This window comes from Okeania sp. SIO2B3 (assembly GCF_010672525.1).
Lineage (GTDB): Bacteria > Cyanobacteriota > Cyanobacteriia > Cyanobacteriales > Microcoleaceae > Okeania.
Map to the genome: position 1 here is coordinate 96,653 of NZ_JAAHGH010000015.1, position 19,023 is coordinate 115,675.

Consider the following 19,023-nt stretch of genomic DNA (forward strand, 5'->3'; position numbering starts at 1 on the left):
ATTAACCTACCACCTACAACTTTCTTCAAAGTTTATTTAGGTATAGCAGTCGAAGCAAAGGTTAGGACAGATCAAAAGCTTAAAACTCAGATAACGTAAGATTTTTCCTTCTTATTTCTTCCTTCTTATTTCTTCCTTCTGCTATATCAGTAATAAAACTGAGTTATCTATCCGGATTTATCAACATAGTTCAGAATTTTAAATTGAGACTTGCAGATGGAATTATTTTTAACTAGATTTTGTGCACAAAAATCTTTTTCTCAAACAAAGATAATTAACTACACAGAAAAATAACATTCAAGAATATAAATACCCTCTATAGTGAAAGGAGTTATATATGGCGACATTAATAGCAGAAAAAGAAGAATTATTAGAAGTAACAGAAATAGAAGCATCTCAATTTAATACGACAGGTAATATCAGTGGCTTAAAATTCAATGACATTAACGCCAATGGTCGATTAGATCCAGACGAATTTGGCTTATCTAATTTCACCATTTACTTAGATATTAATAACAACGGTTTTCTAGACTTCAACGAACCTGCCAATATTACTAATAATTTCGGGGGTTACCTATTTAATAACCTACCTCCTAATATTTATGTAATCAGAGAAATTCAGCAACCAGGCTTTAATCAAACTACCCCTACTCCAATTGTCAATGTAACTCCAGGTAGTAATCTGACAAATATTAATATTGGTAATATTGGTAATGTAAGTAACCGGGGTCAAATTAGTGGCACGAAATTTAATGATACAAATACTAATGGAATATTAGACCCTGGAGAATTGGGTTTAGCAGATATTACTTTATATTTAGACCTAAATCAAAATGGATTTTTGGATGAGGGAGAACCTCCGACTATTACTGGTGTGAATGGTGAATATTCTTTCCTAGATTTACCACCAGATACTTATATATTGCGAGAAGTTTCTCCATCAAATTTTGCTTCAACTACTCCCAACCCAATTATTGATGTAACTCCAGGAAGTAATATTACAAATATCAATATTGGCAATGTAAATAATCGAGGTCAAATTAGTGGTACGAAATTTAATGATACGAATACTAATGGAATATTCGACCCTGGAGAATTGGGTTTATCAGATATTACTTTATATTTAGACCTCAATCAAAATGGATTTTTGGATGAGGGAGAACCTCCAACTATTACTGGTATTAATGGTGAATATTCTTTCCTAGATTTACCACCAGATACTTATATATTGCGAGAAGTTTCTCCATCAAATTTTGCTTCAACTACTCCCAACCCAATTATTGATGTAACTCCAGGAAGTAATATTACAAATATCAATATTGGCAATGTAAATAATCGAGGTCAAATTAGTGGCACGAAATTTAATGATACGAATACTAATGGAATATTCGACCCTGGAGAATTGGGTTTATCAGACATTACCTTATATTTAGACCTAAATCAAAATGGATTTTTGGATGAAGGAGAACCTCCGACTATTACTGGTGTGAATGGTGAATATTCTTTCCTAGATTTACCTCCTAATACTTATATTTTGCGAGAAGTTTCTCCACCAGATTTTGATCAAACTACTGCCGACCCAATTTTAAACGTTACTCCGGGAAGTAATCTGATAGTTAATATTGGAAATGTAAATAATCGAGGTCAAATTAGTGGCACGAAATTTAATGATACAAATACTAATGGAATATTAGACCCTGGAGAATTGGGTTTAGCAGATATTACTTTATATTTAGACCTCAATCAAAATGGATTTTTGGATGAGGGAGAACCTCCAACTATTACTGGTGTGAATGGTGAATATTCTTTCCTAGATTTACCCCCAGATACTTATATATTGAGAGAAATTTCTCCACCAGGTTTTGCTCAAACTACTCCCGACCCAATTATCAATGTAACTCCAGGAAGTAACATTACAAATGTCAATATTGGGAATGTAAATAATCGTGGTCAAATTAGCGGTACCAAATTTAATGATACTAATGCTAATGGAATATTTGAAGAAGGAGAATTAGGTTTATCAGACATTACCTTATATTTAGACCTCAACCAAAATGGATTTTTGGATGATGGAGAACCTCCGACTATTACTAATATTAATGGTGAATATTCTTTCCTAGATTTACCCCCAGATACTTATACAATTAGGGAAACTCAAGCACCAAATTTTGACCAAACTACTCCCGACCCAATTATCAATGTAACTCCAGGAAGTAACATGACAAATGTCAATATTGGCAATGTAAGTAACCGAGGTGAAATTAATGGCATTAAATTTAATGATGGAAATGCAAATGGAATATTAGACCCTGGAGAAAATGGTTTAGATAACTTCACCTTGTATCTAGATTTGAATAACAATAGTCTCTTAGATATTGGGGAACCTGCAACTATAACTGATGAATTTGGTTTCTATTCTTTTGAAGATTTACCTCCCAATGTTTACATAATACGAGAAGTACAAAAATTTGGCTTCTCTCAAACTACTATCGATCCAGTTATTGATGTAGATCCTGGCAGTAATATTAATAATGTCAATATTGGCAACTTCAATGAATTTCTTTAAGCTATGCCTTATAAAACCCATTTGATATCTTTGTCTATGATTAAATTTTTGAGTTACGCGTCGGAAGTGGAATAGAGGCAATACAAGAAAAAGGTTGAAAAATATTCTAATACTCCTCACCGTACGAAAAAAACTGTAGAAAATTGTAACAGCTTTTATCTTGATATTGGATTAACCAATACTGGCTGTACGGCGCAGCTCACTATTCCCTCGGCAGTAAATGCCTCTGGGAATTTCTTTCTAATTATTTGAAGACTGCCATTAACGTCGGCATTAATGACTATACCAGTTCCACTCTTGAATAAACCACGTTTGACTCGTTTACCCCCATAAGTTTCATGTTTAATTGGTTCCTCCAGGTCAAGGGCAACAGTTAATCACCCCATTACCCCACCTCCCCACCTCCCCACCTCCCCACCTCCCCCAACTATATAATTAAGTATTTAACCGGATTTGATATTACGGGTCGGGAGTGGAATAGAGGCAATACAGGAAAAAGATTGAAAAATACTCTCCTAACTTCCCTACTTTACTTCCCTACTTTTAAGATGAGAATCAGAAGATTCAATCGGTTAGATCGTCATATTCAGTTAGCACAGCGCTAACTTTTACATTCTGTGAAGCTCCTAAAAAAATCGCGCACCAAAGGATTTTCCGTTCCATCCTCGCAATTTTTGTGATATTATAAAGATTATAAGGGGTCGTTTGCCCATGCGCATGACTTTTTATTCAACTAAAATCCCTTAGTCAGAAACAATAAAGTATTCAGGAACTTTCCCCAAAAGTAATACCAAAGATATTTTCATTTTGTGAAGCTTAATGAACAGATATGCTGGTTTTTCCTGCGATCGCATCTTTCTATCTCTACTGAATGGAAAACTAATAACATTTTCATTTTGTAAAGCTCAAAAAAATCAGCACGCCAAAGGATTTTCAGTTCCTTCCTCACAATTTTTGTGATATCATAAAGACTATAAGGGGTCGTTCGCCTATACGCATGACTTTTTATTCAACCAGTTTTCGTTACTAATAGGCAATTCAATATTCAGTATTCAGGAATTTTATCCAGAAGCAATGCCAGAAACATCTTCATCTTGTGAAGCTCTAATAAATATATGCTGGTTTTTTCCGGCGATCGCATCTTTACTCTCTATCTCTACTGAATGGAAAACTAATAGCATTTTCATTTTATTAAGCTTATAAAAATCGCGCGCCAAAGGATTTTCGGTTCCATCCTCGCAATTTTTGTGATATTATAAAGACTATAAGGGGTCGTTCGCCCCTACGCATGACTTTTTATTCAACTAACTTTTCTTGCTCAAAGGCAATCAACTATTCAGGAATTTTCCCCAGGAGCAATAACAGAAATATCTTCATCTTGTGAAGCTTCAATAAATATATGCTGGTTTTTCCCATCATCGAATCTTTTTATCTACCCCTCCTAGGGTGAAAAACCACCGACATTTTCATCTTATGAAGCTCCTAAAAAAATCAGCGCGTCAAAGGATTTTCGGTTCCATCCTCACAATTTTTGTGATATTATAAAGAGTATAAGGGTACTTTCGTCTATACGCATGACTTTTTATTCAACCAACTTTTCTTGCTCAAAGGTGATAGAACATCCGTTCCGCTCCGCGATCGCAAATGCTGTAGAAGGGTGATGAATTTAATTATTAAAGATATTAATTTCTTGAAAAATATCAAGGTTGGCAGCAGCTAAGAGAGATAGAAAATGAGGCAATTATTTGGAGTAAGAAATTGTCTAATTTAACTCTAGTTTTACCCTTGAATCTAGAAGTAGCTGATTTTCCTGTAACTATAAATTTATTAGTGGAAAATTTAGCTAAATTTGAGGAGAAAACTGAGTTAGAAATTATGCAAAACTTAATTACTAATTTACCTAATGTGAAGATACAGGGATTAGTTGTGGGGATGAGGTCTCTGGAAGGAGATAAATTGAGTGAGGAAGTTGATTTAATGGGAGTGGTAATGAATAGGTTGGAACGGAAAAATTGAGATTATTTGACCAGGATTATGTGACAGCTATTAGGACATATCAAGAACGTTTTCCCGTGTTATGTAGGGGTGATTTGGTGAATGAAAATAATGGTTTTGTGTTGAAAAATGTTTGTAGTTTTAGTGTGGATGAGTAGAGGGAAAAAAGTCAGAAGTTAGAAATGTTAGCGTTAAAAATTATCCTTCAATGATGAAATATTAGATTATAGATTTAGTTCTTATCCTGATAGAGCAACCATTGAAAGTATAAAGGGTTGTCATAAGCAGAAATCTGGAAGTGGACGTTTGGCAAAGAATAACTCTTTTCTAGAAAAAACTTCTGAAAAAAAACAGGCTAGCTTATCAATATATCAAGCTCAGGAGCCATAATCAGGAAGGTTTTTTCTTGCATAAAGTTCATAAGTTTTGGATGGGACAACAAACAAGCTAAATTTCCTGCTGCTGTCCCTTGCTTTGGCAAGCAAAAAACTTTTGTAATGCATTATATCTCTAATTTCATAAGTATGAATTGGACAAAAAAAGGGTGCGAAATCTACACAAAAAAAATAGAGCTAATTAAGGAAAAGGTGCAGTCCTTTATAGAAAAAGCACACAGGTTCTATCAGGAAAAAACTGACCCCATTAAAGAAGAGGTACGACCTTTTTTAAAGAACGAGGACTTTTCAAAACTTGAAGCTATTATTCATACTGCTTCAGGAAGTGCAGCGGCAGCCTCTGCTGCTTTGGGTAAAGGAGCAATTTTAGCTTTAGATACTCCTGTTTTGATAACTATGCATATTGCAATGATTATCCTATTGGGAGAGGTATTTGGAAGAAGTCGGAATAAGAACACAGCCACAGCATTACTTGGGGCGGCTGCTGGAGTTGGTATTGGTGCTTTTGGAGTCAAAGCTATCCTTGCTTTTATTCCTTTTGCTGGAAATGTTGTGAATGCAACTGTTTCCTTTGGTTACACAGAACTTCTTGGTTGGACATTTATCAAGCTCTTTAAGAACAATGAAGACATTCCGTTATTGGTTGATGTAAAAGGAGAGGGAATTATGGGAGATACTTACAACGTTAAACAAGCTGGTGCTGTGGGGAAAAACTCTCGTTCGGATAAAAATAAATTCTATCAGTTTGAGGAAAAGCAAACTTTAGCTGAGGCAGCAGAAGAAATTCAACAACTCTTAAAGCAGTTAGAGGAAACTAACCCTACTGCTACTGAGGATGAAAAAATTACCTATGTTAATGATGAAACTACACCTAGCTTTAAGCGTCGGGTTGTTGGTGCGTTACAAGCTTGTGGTAAGGAAGCTTTGAAGGAGTTTCTAGACAACTCTTACGTCAATACTGTAATCGCCACTGTTGAGGGGTGGAGAAAACCAGAGTAAGTTTTTCTTGATCTTAAAGCAAACTGACACAGCTAATGTGAAACTTGAGAAAAATTGCTTAATTCTCAATTTAGAATTAAAAACATACTCTACTCCTTTAGCTGTGTTCCTCCCCAAAAAACTAAAGAGACTGTTGATATTTCACCAAAAGTTCAGAGATATAATCATAACCATCCACTCCAATAACTGGCAAAATTTCTGACCGTTTCCGATTTAAAATTTCATTAAAATCTTCACCCAATTGACCTTTCAAAACAACCATCAACCCAGCAGTTTGCCGCCATTCATTAGCACCAATTTGCTCTAACAAATACATACCCAAACTACCAGCAAAAATAGCTTGCTCCAAATTTTGTAAACTATAGTAAGCCTGAGCAAGATAAGCTAAATTCAAACCTTGTAAATATAAATCTCCAGAATATTGAGCAGCTTGCCAACCACCAAGCAAATATAACAGCGCATCTTCAGGTTTTTCTAACACCATAAATGCAATTCCCAAACTACTAAAACAAAGAGACTTACTCTGACCATCACCCAGACTTTCTGATAATTTCAAACCCTGTTGTAGATAATTAATTGCATTTTCATAAATCTCAGTCTCCATCATTTCTTGTTGTCTAGCTTGGAAAACTTCACTAAAACCTAAATTAGCTAAAGCATTAGCTTCCCCTTTTTTATCCCCTATTTGTCGAGAAAACATCAACGCCCTTTGACTATAATTAATTGCCTCACTATAATCTTGCATCGCCACACAAGTCCGACTCAAATGATTAAGATTAGCAATTTCACAGAATTTATCCTCCGTCTCCTGGGCAATTTCTAAAGCTTTTTTATGAAATTCCATCGCCCTTAAATTTTCCCCCAAAGTCTGCTGAGAGTAACCCAATAAAGTTAAAATTCTTGCCTTTGCTTGAGTACCTTTAACTATTTGCAAAGGAGCATCTAAATAACTCAAAGCATTCTGTAAATATTCTCCAGAAAAAGAAGCAAAAATCCCACCGTAGAGCGGAAAATATTCCTGTTGAGAAAAGGCGCGAAAAATTTGCAATGCTACCTGAAAACAAGAATTAGTTAAACGAGGTCTAGCTTGAAAACCATTAGCTAACTGACACCAAATAGTAGCAAAAGTCAAAAAAGTAGAAATAGATAATTTTGCCCCTACCTTAGCATCATAAATTAACTTATCAAACCATTCAACTAATCCCCTTTGTAAACATTGTAAAATTAATGCCAATTCAACTAAATTACTAGCCTCAATACTCGCCTTACTCGCAAATTCTACAATCGACTTTTCCAAAGCAATAGTATTAAATAAACCCTCTGGAAAAGAACTATTTACCTGTTTTGCCCATAATACCCACGGTCCTCGTTGTTCAGGAGTACCACCAAATCCTAATTGACCCCTACTTTGGTCATAGATCCAACTTACCAAATAAGGTTGCAGTCGTTGCCAAGCTTCCAAACCTTTAGTAATACCAGTCGCAAACTGTTGCAAATCTTTTTCTAACTCAGGGTCAGCAGCTTGGAGTTTTTGTCCGTCTAGACTTTGGGCCAGTTTTTGTAATTGATTGAGAGTTAGGGGTTGTTTTTGATTAGGATCAATAGCATTGAATAAAGTAGTCAGGCGATCGCTAGACTCAGCATTAATAATTTCTTGTACAGAAGCAGCGATCGCTTCTTGAGTCTGATTTAGTTTTTCCCACCGCTCCCATTCTCCTTGAATAGTTTTTAATGCTCGCAAACGACGATTAGCTTTTGCTTGTTTTAACTCATCAGTTTCTGTATCTACTTGGTTTTGGACAGTTTGCAGACGTTCGTCAAAACAACGTTCAAAAATTTCCCCCGTACCACTACTAATTTCTTTTACCAGCATTTGATATACTTGTTCCTTAGAACGAATTTGACCTTTGAGAGTAATTTCCAAAATGTGGTCAATTAAATTGAGATAGCGTTCCTGCCAAGAAATAGATTCTGTCATTTTAAAATCGTTTTAATTACTTAGGGTTTGCTGAAAAAGTCTTTTAGTAGGGGGTAGGAGACAGGAGACAGGAGACAGGATATAGGAGACAGGAGACAGGAGAAATGGGAATGAGCGAGGAGGTAGGAGTAAGAATTGTCCCTTGGTTTTTCTGCCCAACTATGAGCCTAAAATACTAACTTTTTGAGCGTTTTAGACGTGATACGAGGCACTTTTTTCGACCCAAAAAAGGCACTTGTCCTTATCTGTCAATGCTTTTAGATTTAATCAGCAAGTCCTACTTATCTTTTCGCTTATTAAGTTTAATTCCTACCTGCTTCACCCGCAGTTTATACAAGCTTGTTGTGATTTGAATCCATCCATTTTTCCTATCCTTTCTTCCTTATTCCTTCTTCCTTCTTCCTTCTTCCTTCTTCCTTATTCCTTCTTCCTTCTTAAATACAATCACAATACCGATTAAGTTAATTTATACATTTACCACTACAAACATTCTTTCAAACATTTCATTAATCATATCTTCCATCTCATCTATATTTACAGAATTAGGACCTCTAACAAACTCTTTTAGTGTAATTTTTCGGTCTTTAAAATCTTTAACAAAATTATGCAATGCTTGCAAAGAATTTAGATCGACTTCTGCTTCTGCAACCAACTTTTCCATCAAATTTTCTCCTTGTCGCTTTGCCTTGCGATACTGTTTTACCATATTTCCTTGAGGAGTCTTTTTCACCTCTCGTAATTCTGATTTAACTTGTTCATATTGTAGAGATAATAGTTCAATTTCTTTCTCTAATTGTTCGCATTCTTTTTCACCATCATTTTGGGAAAACTTAACTTTTTCTTGATTTTTATCTTTTTCAATTTCTAATAACCGAGCTAGATCGCCACTTTGATAAGCAATATTAATTTCTTTCATTATTTCAGTATAGAAAACACGAGTTTCATTATCGCTAGCTTTATCTGGATGAAATTTATCGGCTAATTTTAAAAATATTTTTCTCAGGTCTCTACTAGGACGTGGTTGAGAAATATCCTCATTTTCATAGTAATGATTATTTTCTCCAAAAAAATCTTTCTCCGTTGTCTTTTGATAATCATCTCTATCTTCATCTTGAAAATTTGCCGATGATGACCGAGAAAAATATTCTGGGCGAGGAGAAATTTTACCTGTTAATTGTAAGATACGATAAATATCTACAATTTCTTGTTTTTGACGTTTTCCTAAACGTTTATTACCTAAAATTTTTTCAAATAGACCATGAATTTTTTGATCTAGACTATTTATTTTTTCATAAAATGGTCTACTTTTTTGAACCATTTCTTGAGTAAGTGTTTGCATTTGTTGAGTCAGGTTAGACAACTCAGTTTTTTTACGTTTGATTTTGGTCAGAAGTTTTTTATGTTTTTCGTTGAGAAAATCAATCCTAGCATGAATAGAAGAGAATGATAGGGAATTTTCTTGAGGTAGAGAATTAGAAGTGGATTTTTTTTGAGTTTTTCTTGGCATAGATAGTAAGTATAATAATAAAATTTTTGGCAATTTAATCTTTTATAGTTTATCGTAATTTACTCAATGTGTCATCTGAGTCAGAATATATAGCGCAACTCAAAAGTTAAAAGTTAAAAGTTAAAAGTTAAAAGTTAAAAGTAATATCTGACTGAGTTTGAGCATTTATAAATGTCCTAATACCAATTTTAAAAAAGAATGCTATACTTAAGTTGTACTTCAATTATTAAGTAATTAACACAGACGTATAGAACTTTTTTGATAATTATTAGCTATTTCTTGTTAATTATTCTTATCTCTACTTCTCCCCTACACCCCCACACCCCCACTCCCCCACTCCCCTACTCCCCTGCTCAAGAAAATGTAGCAAACATTTATCAAATTGGTTAACCTATTTGCGTAGTGCTATAGTATCTCTAATTGATTCAAAAAGCTAAGATGCAAATTGTTTCTTACCAAATTATTCAAAATCATTAACACAAAAAAAACAGGGGATATTATCCCCTGTTGCCAACAGAATTTACCAACAATATGCTTTTTACTATTTATTAGTCTTTCACAGAAACTTTTACCATTTGCGCTGCTGTAATTTTTTCTCTCTTGACTTCAACCACTAAAGTATTAACTATTTCTCCAATTTCAGCTAAAGTTGCTTTACTATAGCTATAAAGTTTTATCCCACTTTTAATAATCGTCTTAGCAATAGACTTTTGTGCTAGAGTCACCTTCAAGTTTACTGATAGCAAACTCAAATTAAATATTAAAGCTAATAGATTAATCTGCTTAACTGTTTTCAGTAGACTTGACATAATTGATTTCCTGTTTTTAACTTAAGGTTATGAGTATTTCAAGTTTTTATGGGTAGAATTTTTCTATTTATTGATTGTGGAGTTTTTGTTGTAGAGTTAGAGTTAACTTTATGTACTAAACTTGTTTACCAGATTATCTATGTCTTTCATTAATTATATTGAACTGTAGCCCAATCTCATAAGTCATTCTCCTAAATTAAATTTCTCTGACTTGAAACAGCTTATCTATTACTAATCTCTGAGTTCAAACGAGGTTTATTGCTTCATTAATTTCTAGATTAATACTATTCTCGAAAAAAAGCAAGCCTTGTTACGGTTATTCATAACTTTGTTTTATTAGAAAAATTTAATGTCAACCTGGAAAACCTTAATGTTAAAGACTTTGAAAGGAGTAAGAAAGTAATTTTAAACTTAAAAGACAATGCTTTACTCAGGTAATTTTATAGGTATTTATTCTCAAACAATTAAAGTTATATTATATTGGATTAATCGCATTTTATTTAGTGGCATAAGTCCATGAAGGTCTGGGACATACAGTCGGATGTCGGAAATTTTGCTGCTATTCATTTAACTGGGGATGCTGAAACTATACTGGATTTATATGGATGCTGGCCTTATTTTGAAGGTCAGAAGTTTGGAGATACTTGGCCAAAGAATCAGGCAAAGTTTAAAACCCTAAATGCTCCTAGAAGCTTTAAAAGAGGTGTTGGGAACTTTGTGGACATTGATTCTGGTATTTTAGTTTGTGATAATCTGGCGTTAATAAAATTAAAAAAGCTAATTTGAAATTAGGTAGAAATTTTGTCTATTGACGTTGAAGACTTTAACATGAAAGTTTTGAATATTAGCAACATAATTGACTGTTTAGATGAAAAAAAAGTGAATGTTTGTACTTTAAAAACAGCCATAAGGTTATGCAAATAAAAAAATACTCATTTGATACAAATCTTTTAGATAATATTGCGCTATTTAAAACTCCTCAACTTGTTCGTAGTTATATTTTTGCGACAGATGCTTTTCGCGAACGAGTTTTGGAAGAAAAGTTAACTGGATTAAAATTTACACTATTATATAGTGACGAGTAATATCATGTCCGCTGGGGCGCGTTTGTGTAAACCCAAGGGTAAATATCTACAGGAAATTTAAGTTTTTTTCTTGCTCTTAATCTTCCTGCCTCTTCCCTCTTCCTTCTTCCTTCTTCCTTCTTCCTTACCTTCGCACTTACAATACCGATACTACCGGACATAATATTAAGTTAGATAATGAGTGTCAACTATTACCAATTATTCTTTAATGTTTACTGGAATTATTCAAGAAACGGGAAAGGTTTATCAAGTTTGTTCACAAGGTTTGGGATGTGAATTAATTCTTGATGTTTCTGATAGTTTATATACTGAAGTGGAAATCAAGTCTAATATTTCTGTCAATGGGAGGGCGTTAACAATTTTAGGTAAAGAGATATCAGGAGAGTTTTATCTATTAAGGTTTTATCTAGCTTCGACAAAAGTTGCTGCACAATATGAAAGGCAGAAAAAGCTGAATTTAGAAATGTCTATTCGTTTGGGAGAAGAAATTTCTGGGTCTTTGTTTTATGGTGTACCTTCGGGGTATTGTCGGTTAATTTCTAAAGAGAATTTATCAGGGGGTGGGATAAAAATTGAGGTACTTTGGCAGAATGATTTTGTTCAATATCTTGATGTTAAAGACCTGGTTTGTTTGGATGGAGTACTGTTAATAATTAGGGATATGGCAAAATTGTCTTTGATGTTTGATATTTATCCAGAAACAGTTAATTTGACTAATTTAGTAGAAAAGGAAATTGGAGAATATTTTGCGATTGAAATTGACCCAATGGTTAAAAAGATAGGGCAAATTTTAGCCAAAAAACTCAGTTGAAAGCTGAGTGATTTTCAAAAGTAAAAAGCATTTCCTGACGGAATGCTCCGCAAACAGTAACTTCTTAGAGTCATGTTCTGCAAACAGCGAACGATAAATATCTGATATCATGTATCTTTAAAATACCCACAATAAAAATTTTAGGGAGCAGGGAACAGGGAACAGAGAACAGGGAAGTTGGAAAAACATTTTCTAGTCTAAAATTCGTTATTAGCATAAGTCTTAACCAGTTCTTTATCAGCAGCTTATGTTTACCGAATAATTAAGGTTGAAAGCCTCTCCTTTAAAGGAGAAACAAGAAAAAAATTTCATGATTAGTCAATCCTCTTCTTTTCAAGAAGAGGTAATAATTAGGGTTTGCTGAAAAAGTCTTTTTGCTCTTTGTAGGAGACAGGAGACAGGAGACAACCCACCCCTCGCCCCTCCCCCTCCCAACCCACCCCTAACCCCTCCCAGGAGGGGAGGGGAAAAATGGGAATGTAGAGGAGGTAGGATCGGGCGTTTTGTCCCTTAATTTTTCTGCCCAACTCTTGCACAAAATGCTAGTTTTTTGAGCAATCTTTACCGAAAACAGGCGCACTTTTTTTAACCTAAAACAGCTAAAACCTTCATCTATCAATGCTTTGATATTTAATCAGCAAGCCCTAATTAATTATTAATTATTAATTATTAATTATTAATTGTTGAATACTCCCCCACTCTCTACTTGCAAACTTTAAGCTGCTTCTTCTTTTACCTTTTCCAATTTCGGTTTTTCTGCTTCCTTCTCTATGAGATTTAACTGTTTATTCTCAGCTAAATATTCAGCTAACTGCGCTTCAATATTCTCTTTGACAATATGACGATACTCATAAAAATGTTCTATATGAGCGCAGGTACTAATATAACGTGGCAAAATATTAGGATTATGTTTTTTAATACTAAACAAATGATGCCAAAACTTCCAACGAGTTTTGCGCTTTATTCCCTGTCGCCAGCAAATAATCAATAATGCTCGTAACTCCATCCAACTTGGCATTTTTGCAGCACCTTTATAAGTGGGGGCACCCATCATCAGAAAATGCCGATAAGTTCGATCTAAAAATTTTTCACGGTCGTACAACTGCCAAAATGCACTTACATACTCTCTGGCAATATCTTCTATTGGTCTAGTGGGGATAAAATTTGTCAATGTTACTTGATTAATGTTAGCACCTTTATCTAAAAGGCGACCTTCCTTTTTCAGACGATGCCAAAGTGCTGTATTTGGTAAGACTTGCAACATACTAAACATGGCAGTGGGAATAGTTGTCTCTTCCACAAATTTAACGATGCGATCGCCTGCTCCTGGTTTTTCTCCATCGAAACCGATAATAAACCCTGCCATTACTCTGATACCAGATTTAATAATTTTCTCTACTGCTTCATTGAGAGGGTTACGATTATTTTGATATTTATGGGTTAACTCTAAACTATCTTCATCAGGAGTTTCTATTCCCAAAAATACTGCTCTAAGATTAGAATCTACCATTAATTGCATTAATTCTGGGTCTTCTGCTAAATTAACGGAAGCTTCGGTGGTCATTTTAAATGGATATTGATGTTCTGCTTGCCAAACTTTTAACTCTTTCAGCAACAATTTGACGTTACGTTTGTTGCCAATAAAGTTGTCATCCACTATGAATAGAGAACCGCGCCATCCTAAATTGTAGAGGTAATCTAATTCTGCTAATAATTGTGCTGGCGTTTTGGTACGGGGTTTGCGACCATATAGAACAATAATATCACAAAATTCACATTGGAACGGACAACCACGGGAAAACTGAACCGACATAGATTCATAATATTCCATTTCCAATAAATCAAATCTGGGAATAGGAGTAATTGTCACATCTGGTTTATTCCCATCTGCACGGAAAATACCTTGAGTTTCCCCCTGCTGAATAGCATCGATAAACATTGGCAAAGTAATTTCCCCTTCATCCAAAATCAGAAAATCTACACCACTGTCCAGTTGTTCTTGGGGTAATGCTGTGGGATATGGACCGCCACAGGCCACTAATTTATTGCGTTGTTTTGCTTCTCGGATTTGGTCATGTAAGTCTTCTTTTTGGACAATCATGGCCGAAAGTATTACTAGGTCTGCCCATTCCCATTCTGCTTCTGTGACTGCCCTAATATTTCTATCTACTAATTTATATTCCCATTCCTGGGGTAAGATTGCTGCTACTGTTACTAATCCTAACGGAGGTAGCATTACTTTGCGATTTATCAGTTCCAGAATTTTTTCAAAAGACCAAAAAGATTTGGGAAATAAGGGATAAATTAATAAGACTCGCATTAAATATTAGTTCCTCATATTAAGATTAAATGTCTGTTTATACGGACTAAGCCTAACTTTAACGTTATTAAGTTAATTTCGGTATTAATTAAACATTAAGAGGAGTCATAAGTCAGAATAGTAAGGAGTTTTTTCAAATCATCAATACTAAATATAGCTTCTAAATCCTGACGATTTATTTCTAGTAATTTTTCTAAGATATATAGTCTGGAATATGAGCAATAATTTGTTTGATTTCTTTGCCTCAACATAATCTACAGTTTGAGTTAATTCAAGTTAGCAATAACTGGTGGAAGTTGCTCAAATTATAATTATAAAGTTTCTGCAATTTCCTCAACATAAAAGCCTTTCCTTAACAAATCAGGAATAACTTCTATTTTTGTTTATGTTATTAATAATTGAGAAAAAAGAGTTTTTTCAAATCATCAATACTAAATATAGCTTCTAACTCCTGACGATTTATTTCTAGTAATTTGTCTAAGATATATAATCTGGAATACGGCAAATAATTTGTTGGGTTTATTCTACGGATAAGCTCCGCTAAAGTTGCCTTAACCTAACCTACAGTTTGAGTTAATTCAAGTTAGCAAAACTGGTCGGACTTGCTCAAATTATAATTATAAAGTTTCTGCAATTTCCTCAACATAAAAGTTTTTTATGTCAGCATTCAGCGGTCAGGTATCAGCTATCAGCTATTGCTTTTAGTTTAGGGTCAAAGCAATATTTAACTGTCTTACTACAAAAGTTGCCTCCCTTACCCTTAAAGTCAGTTGTTAATTTAAACACTTTCCTTAAAGCTAGAGTCTTGTTGTTGATAGCTAATAGCTGTTTGCGCAGTATTCTGCAGGAAATGCTTACCCTTTTCTTAACAACTTAGGAATAACTTCTATTTTTTTCGGTTATTAATAATTGAGAAAAAAATAGTTTTTTTCAAATCATCAATACTAAATATAGCTTCTAACTCCTGACGATTTATTTCTAGTAATTTGTCTAAGATATATAGTCTGGAATACGGGAAATAATTTGTTGTGTTTATCCTACGGATAAGCTTCGCTAACTTTGCATCAACCCAACCTAATTTTTTTTTAAATTAAAACTTAATTTCAGACTTCAAAAACTATTTAAAAAGCGATTTATGCTACTGTACTTCATCAACCTGGAATGCACTGTATCAATTATCAATCATCCATTATCAATCTATTCCATGTAAGTTTGGTAAAGTGATTATAGTAGATTGGCAAAAGTAAGAATGAAAATTTAATTCTAGACTTCAAAAACTATTTAAAAAGCGATTTGTGCCACTGTACTTTATTAACCTGGAATGCACTGTATTAATTATCAATTATCCATTATCAATTATCAATTATCCATTAATTTATTATGTCTCAATGTCTGAACCCGGAATGTCTAACTATTAATCCTGATAATTTTCAATTTTGTCAAAAATGTGGAAATAAATTATTACTTGTAGAACGTTATTGGGCAAAAAGTATTCTCGGACAAGGTGGTTTTGGTCGAACTTTTTTAGCTGTGGATAAGTTTAAACCTTCTCAACCTCCTTGTGTAATTAAACAGTTTCTTCCTCAAGCTCAGGGAACCGATACTGTGGCAAAAGCTGCGGAGTTATTTGCACAGGAAGCGGAAAGGTTGGAGTTGTTAGGAAAACATCCACAAATCCCGGAACTTTTTGCTTATTTTTCTGTGGATAGTCGTCAATATTTAGTACAGGAATTTATTCCGGGAGAAACGCTACAACAAGAGTTAGATAATCATGGCGTTTTTAATGAAATTCAGATTCGAGAATTGTTAATAGATTTATTATCTGTTTTGCAGTTTGTTCATAGTCACAATGTGATTCATCGGGATATTAAACCGGAGAATATTATTAGGAGGGAAGCGGATAAAAAGTTAGTTTTGGTTGATTTTGGAGCTTCTAAGATTATTCCGAAAACTCAACGTCGGACGGTGACAAGAACGGTTATTGGAACGGCAGAATATTGCGCCCCGGAACAGTCGATGGGAAAGGCAAAGTCTGGGAGTGACTTGTATAGTTTGGGGGTAACTTGTTTGCATTTATTGACTAACATGAGTCCGTTTGATTTATATAATGTAACGGAAATGGAATGGGTATGGCGAGATTGTTTAAATGGAAATTTTGTGAGTGATGATTTGGGGAAAGTTTTAGATCGTTTGGTAGAGCAAAAACCGAAGCAACGTTATCATAAGGTTGAGGATATTTTGGCTGATTTAGAGTTTGGTAATTCTTCTGTTTCTCCTACTAAAAAAAATCAAAAATATCCAAAAAAATCTGCTTCTACTAATAATGTAAAAAAATCTAATGTTTATCGGTTAACTCCTCAGTCTAAAACCTCTGTTTATCCTACTCAAAAAAAACAACAACCTTCACAATATTCTCGTTCTAATGATGTACCTTTGGTTTCAGTTAGAGGTGTAAACTATAGAAAGTTGCGTGATTTGTTAGCGGGAGGAAAGTGGAAAGAAGCACATGAAGAAACTAAGCTTTGTATATTGAAAGTGACAAGACAAAAAGAGAAAAGTAATTGTACTCATAGAAATTATTTTCCTTTAGAAGACCTGCGCACTATCGATCAACTTTGGGTAAAATACAGTCGTGGTAAATTTGGCTTTTCTGTGCAGAAGCAGATTTATCAGAGTTTAGGTAGTACATCGCAGAAGCAGATTTATCAGATAACTCCTCAGTGGTTAGGTAGTCCATTGCAGTATTATGATGAGAGAGAGAAAGTATGGGAAGCTTTTGGCGATACAGTGGGATGGCGTCAAGGAGGCAAATGGTTGGTCTCCTGGAACGTGATTTATAGTCTAAATACACACTACAGGGGACATATCCCTTATTGTCGAGACTTTGCTTCGGACGATGAGGTGATACGTCTTCTTACCCGTGAAGACTTAGGGATAGACTATACTAAATTGCGTGATTTATTAGCAGCAGGAAAGTGGGAAGAGGCAGATCGGGAAACTACTATTTGTATGTCAAAAGTAAAAAGGAATAGATATTTCAAAAATGGAGATATAGATAGTTTTCCTTGTGAAGATCTCCGTAGTATCAATGAACTTTGGGTAAAATACAGTTATGGTAAGTTTGGCTTTTCTGTCCAGAAGAAAATTTATCAGAGTTTGGGGGGTACAAACAACTACCATGAGGAAATATGGGAAGCATTCGGCGAGCAAGTGGGATGGTGTCAAAGAGGAAGTTGGTTAAGCTACTCTGAGATTTTTCAAGGTAGTTTGGATACATATCCCAAGGGACATCTCCCAGTCTTTACACATCCCAAGGGAAATCTTCTGAAGGTCAATTGTGATATTTACCTGCTGAGTGATTATCCATGGAGATTTTGGGATATTTTATGCCGGGTAGGAATGATTAGCTTGTTAAGGTACTTGGATGGTATTGGTTGGGGTAACATTAAGCAACAAGCAGATGAAATAAAATTGCTTTTTTTCTTGGGATTGTTCTGTTGTGTTTTTGGTTTGTTGGTGTGGGGATTGTTTGTTGGTGTGGGTTGGGTGTTATGTGAGTTGTTAAGGTTTTGTAGACTTTAACATATAGCCGTTTCAGCCGTCTGATATTCAGTTATCAGTTTTTAACAACCTATTTATCGCTCATCAGATACCAGTCTTTTCCCCTTTCAACGACAGAAGTTATTGTCATTGTGAGGCGGTGATAGAAATAGTTAACTTCTAGGATTTACCATTAACTTAGCCGAAGCAATCTCCTGTACTATAGAAAAGATTGCTTCGGATAGTCTAGGGGTGCTTCACATAAAATAATTACTTTTCCTTCCCCCCTCGCTGCGGACATTATTATTCTCAGAGATTGTCATTGCGAGGCAGTTATAGAAACAGTCCACTACTGGACTACATCCATCCGTGTATCCGTGGCCAAATCCGTGTCTAGACCTGACTTCAAACTTTTGACTTCTGACTTCAGTATTGTTAACTAACAACTAATAACTAATAACTGATAACTGATAACTGATAACTGATTAATCATCCATACGTGTATCCGTAGCCAAATCCGTGTCTAGCGATTTAACCAAGCTCTAACTCCCTTTGTAAATCATTAAAATCAACATTCAAAACATCTATTTCTTCCCTTGCCAAACTAGCAAGAAAATCTCGACGGTTTAACTCAGTAACCTGAGCCGCTTTTTCTTGAGAAATTTCCCCTTTTTGATACCAAAATATAGCCACTGCTAAACGCATATCTTCAACAAATTCTTCAGGCAGCTCAACGACGGGCAGAAAAAATCTCTTCTGGTAAATTAATAGTAATTTCTGACATAGCAATGTTTATCTAAAATTACTGAAATTATACCAACTTGATAAATGTTCGCTACAGCTAATTTAGTCATTTTTATAGATATAAATCCCCCCAACCCCCCTTTAAAAGCTATCCATTACCCACATCTTTCTTAACATAAGGTTTGACAAAAAAAAGCATTTATGTATGGAGTAGCGCTCGCCAAACTGACTCTCCGAAAATCGTCCAGCCAGCTCTGCTTGCTGATAATTAGAT

General features: G+C 34.6%; 16 protein-coding genes. 8 read left to right on the forward strand and 8 right to left on the reverse strand.

The genetic code is table 11. The features are described from left to right. Positions 1–337 precede the first annotated feature (337 nt). A complete protein-coding gene (locus F6K15_RS15065) occupies positions 338–2,566 on the forward strand; it encodes a collagen binding domain-containing protein (protein WP_293062003.1) in 2,229 nt (742 codons plus the stop codon). Between the two features lie 1,061 nt (positions 2,567–3,627). Here F6K15_RS15065 and F6K15_RS15070 read toward each other — a convergent pair. Further along, positions 3,628–3,753 carry a hypothetical protein gene (locus F6K15_RS15070; RefSeq protein WP_293062005.1) on the reverse strand — a complete coding sequence of 42 codons (126 nt, stop codon included), beginning with the start codon at positions 3,751–3,753 and terminating at the stop codon, positions 3,628–3,630. Positions 3,754–4,324: 571 nt separating this feature from the next. On the opposite strand from F6K15_RS15070, the gene F6K15_RS15075 reads away from it, so the two are divergent. The 3 genes from F6K15_RS15075 to F6K15_RS15085 all read left to right on the forward strand — a co-directional run bounded on the left by F6K15_RS15075 (position 4,325) and on the right by F6K15_RS15085 (position 5,955). After that, on the forward strand, positions 4,325–4,582 hold the full coding sequence (locus F6K15_RS15075; RefSeq protein WP_293062006.1) for a hypothetical protein: 258 nt from the start codon (positions 4,325–4,327) through the stop codon (positions 4,580–4,582). After that, positions 4,579–4,719, forward strand: a complete 141-nt coding sequence (locus F6K15_RS15080; RefSeq protein ID WP_293062008.1) for a hypothetical protein — start codon at positions 4,579–4,581, stop codon at positions 4,717–4,719. Before F6K15_RS15075 ends, F6K15_RS15080 begins: the two co-directional genes overlap by 4 nt. A gap of 366 nt (positions 4,720–5,085) precedes the next feature. Further along, positions 5,086–5,955, forward strand: coding sequence for a hypothetical protein (locus F6K15_RS15085; protein ID WP_293062010.1), 870 nt, complete (start codon positions 5,086–5,088; stop codon positions 5,953–5,955). 121 nt (positions 5,956–6,076) lie between these two features. Here the strand turns inward: F6K15_RS15085 and F6K15_RS15090 are convergent, their stop codons facing one another. The 3 genes from F6K15_RS15090 to F6K15_RS15100 all read right to left on the reverse strand — a co-directional run bounded on the left by F6K15_RS15090 (position 6,077) and on the right by F6K15_RS15100 (position 10,249). After that, positions 6,077–7,933, reverse strand: coding sequence for a tetratricopeptide repeat protein (locus F6K15_RS15090; protein ID WP_293062012.1), 1,857 nt, complete (start codon positions 7,931–7,933; stop codon positions 6,077–6,079). A 466-nt stretch (positions 7,934–8,399) separates the two neighbouring features. Continuing rightward, complete coding sequence (locus F6K15_RS15095; protein WP_293062014.1) at positions 8,400–9,440, reverse strand: J domain-containing protein; 1,041 nt, start codon at positions 9,438–9,440, stop codon at positions 8,400–8,402. A gap of 548 nt (positions 9,441–9,988) precedes the next feature. Further along, positions 9,989–10,249, reverse strand: coding sequence for a DUF5132 domain-containing protein (locus F6K15_RS15100; protein WP_293062016.1), 261 nt, complete (start codon positions 10,247–10,249; stop codon positions 9,989–9,991). Between the two features lie 516 nt (positions 10,250–10,765). Between F6K15_RS15100 and F6K15_RS15105 the strand changes: the two genes are divergently transcribed. Together F6K15_RS15105 and F6K15_RS39085 are read left to right on the forward strand one after the other, a co-directional pair. After that, positions 10,766–11,035, forward strand: a complete 270-nt coding sequence (locus F6K15_RS15105; protein ID WP_293062018.1) for a hypothetical protein — start codon at positions 10,766–10,768, stop codon at positions 11,033–11,035. A 128-nt stretch (positions 11,036–11,163) separates the two neighbouring features. Beyond that, a complete protein-coding gene (locus F6K15_RS39085; RefSeq protein WP_375341067.1) occupies positions 11,164–11,334 on the forward strand; it encodes a hypothetical protein in 171 nt (56 codons plus the stop codon). A gap of 2 nt (positions 11,335–11,336) precedes the next feature. Here F6K15_RS39085 and F6K15_RS15110 read toward each other — a convergent pair whose 3' ends face one another. Beyond that, entirely contained in the window at positions 11,337–11,495 is a 159-nt protein-coding gene (locus F6K15_RS15110) for a hypothetical protein (RefSeq protein WP_293062020.1), read from the reverse strand. A gap of 20 nt (positions 11,496–11,515) precedes the next feature. Between F6K15_RS15110 and F6K15_RS15115 the strand changes: the two genes are divergently transcribed. Beyond that, on the forward strand, positions 11,516–12,145 hold the full coding sequence (locus F6K15_RS15115; protein WP_293062022.1) for a hypothetical protein: 630 nt from the start codon (positions 11,516–11,518) through the stop codon (positions 12,143–12,145). Positions 12,146–12,860: 715 nt separating this feature from the next. Here F6K15_RS15115 and F6K15_RS15120 read toward each other — a convergent pair. Continuing rightward, positions 12,861–14,465 carry a B12-binding domain-containing radical SAM protein gene (locus F6K15_RS15120; RefSeq protein WP_293062024.1) on the reverse strand — a complete coding sequence of 535 codons (1,605 nt, stop codon included), beginning with the start codon at positions 14,463–14,465 and terminating at the stop codon, positions 12,861–12,863. Between the two features lie 95 nt (positions 14,466–14,560). Beyond that, entirely contained in the window at positions 14,561–14,716 is a 156-nt protein-coding gene (locus F6K15_RS15125) for a hypothetical protein (protein WP_293062026.1), read from the reverse strand. Positions 14,717–15,845: 1,129 nt separating this feature from the next. On the opposite strand from F6K15_RS15125, the gene F6K15_RS15130 reads away from it, so the two are divergent. Then, positions 15,846–18,047 (forward strand): GUN4 domain-containing protein, encoded by a 2,202-nt coding sequence (locus F6K15_RS15130; RefSeq protein WP_293062028.1) that lies wholly within the window; start codon positions 15,846–15,848, stop codon positions 18,045–18,047. A gap of 489 nt (positions 18,048–18,536) precedes the next feature. On the opposite strand, the gene F6K15_RS15135 is transcribed toward F6K15_RS15130, so the two are convergent. Next, positions 18,537–18,794 (reverse strand): UPF0175 family protein, encoded by a 258-nt coding sequence (locus F6K15_RS15135; RefSeq protein ID WP_293062030.1) that lies wholly within the window; start codon positions 18,792–18,794, stop codon positions 18,537–18,539. Positions 18,795–19,023: the final 229 nt, after the last annotated feature.

Bases quoted from the DNA above. Each gene is read 5' to 3' on its own strand.
- F6K15_RS15130 (WP_293062028.1), top strand. From the start codon at position 15,846: ATGTCTCAATGTCTGAACCCGGAATGTCTAACTATTAATCCTGATAAT.
- F6K15_RS15125 (WP_293062026.1), bottom strand. From the start codon at position 14,716: ATGTTGAGGCAAAGAAATCAAACAAATTATTGCTCATATTCCAGACTA.
- F6K15_RS15095 (WP_293062014.1), bottom strand. From the start codon at position 9,440: ATGCCAAGAAAAACTCAAAAAAAATCCACTTCTAATTCTCTACCTCAA.
- F6K15_RS15105 (WP_293062018.1), top strand. From the start codon at position 10,766: ATGAAGGTCTGGGACATACAGTCGGATGTCGGAAATTTTGCTGCTATT.
- F6K15_RS15065 (WP_293062003.1), top strand. From the start codon at position 338: ATGGCGACATTAATAGCAGAAAAAGAAGAATTATTAGAAGTAACAGAA.
- F6K15_RS39085 (WP_375341067.1), top strand. From the start codon at position 11,164: ATGCAAATAAAAAAATACTCATTTGATACAAATCTTTTAGATAATATT.
- F6K15_RS15090 (WP_293062012.1), bottom strand. From the start codon at position 7,933: ATGACAGAATCTATTTCTTGGCAGGAACGCTATCTCAATTTAATTGAC.
- F6K15_RS15120 (WP_293062024.1), bottom strand. From the start codon at position 14,465: ATGCGAGTCTTATTAATTTATCCCTTATTTCCCAAATCTTTTTGGTCT.
- F6K15_RS15070 (WP_293062005.1), bottom strand. From the start codon at position 3,753: ATGAAAATGCTATTAGTTTTCCATTCAGTAGAGATAGAGAGTAAAGAT.
- F6K15_RS15100 (WP_293062016.1), bottom strand. From the start codon at position 10,249: ATGTCAAGTCTACTGAAAACAGTTAAGCAGATTAATCTATTAGCTTTA.
- F6K15_RS15085 (WP_293062010.1), top strand. From the start codon at position 5,086: ATGAATTGGACAAAAAAAGGGTGCGAAATCTACACAAAAAAAATAGAG.
- F6K15_RS15110 (WP_293062020.1), bottom strand. From the start codon at position 11,495: ATGTCCGGTAGTATCGGTATTGTAAGTGCGAAGGTAAGGAAGAAGGAA.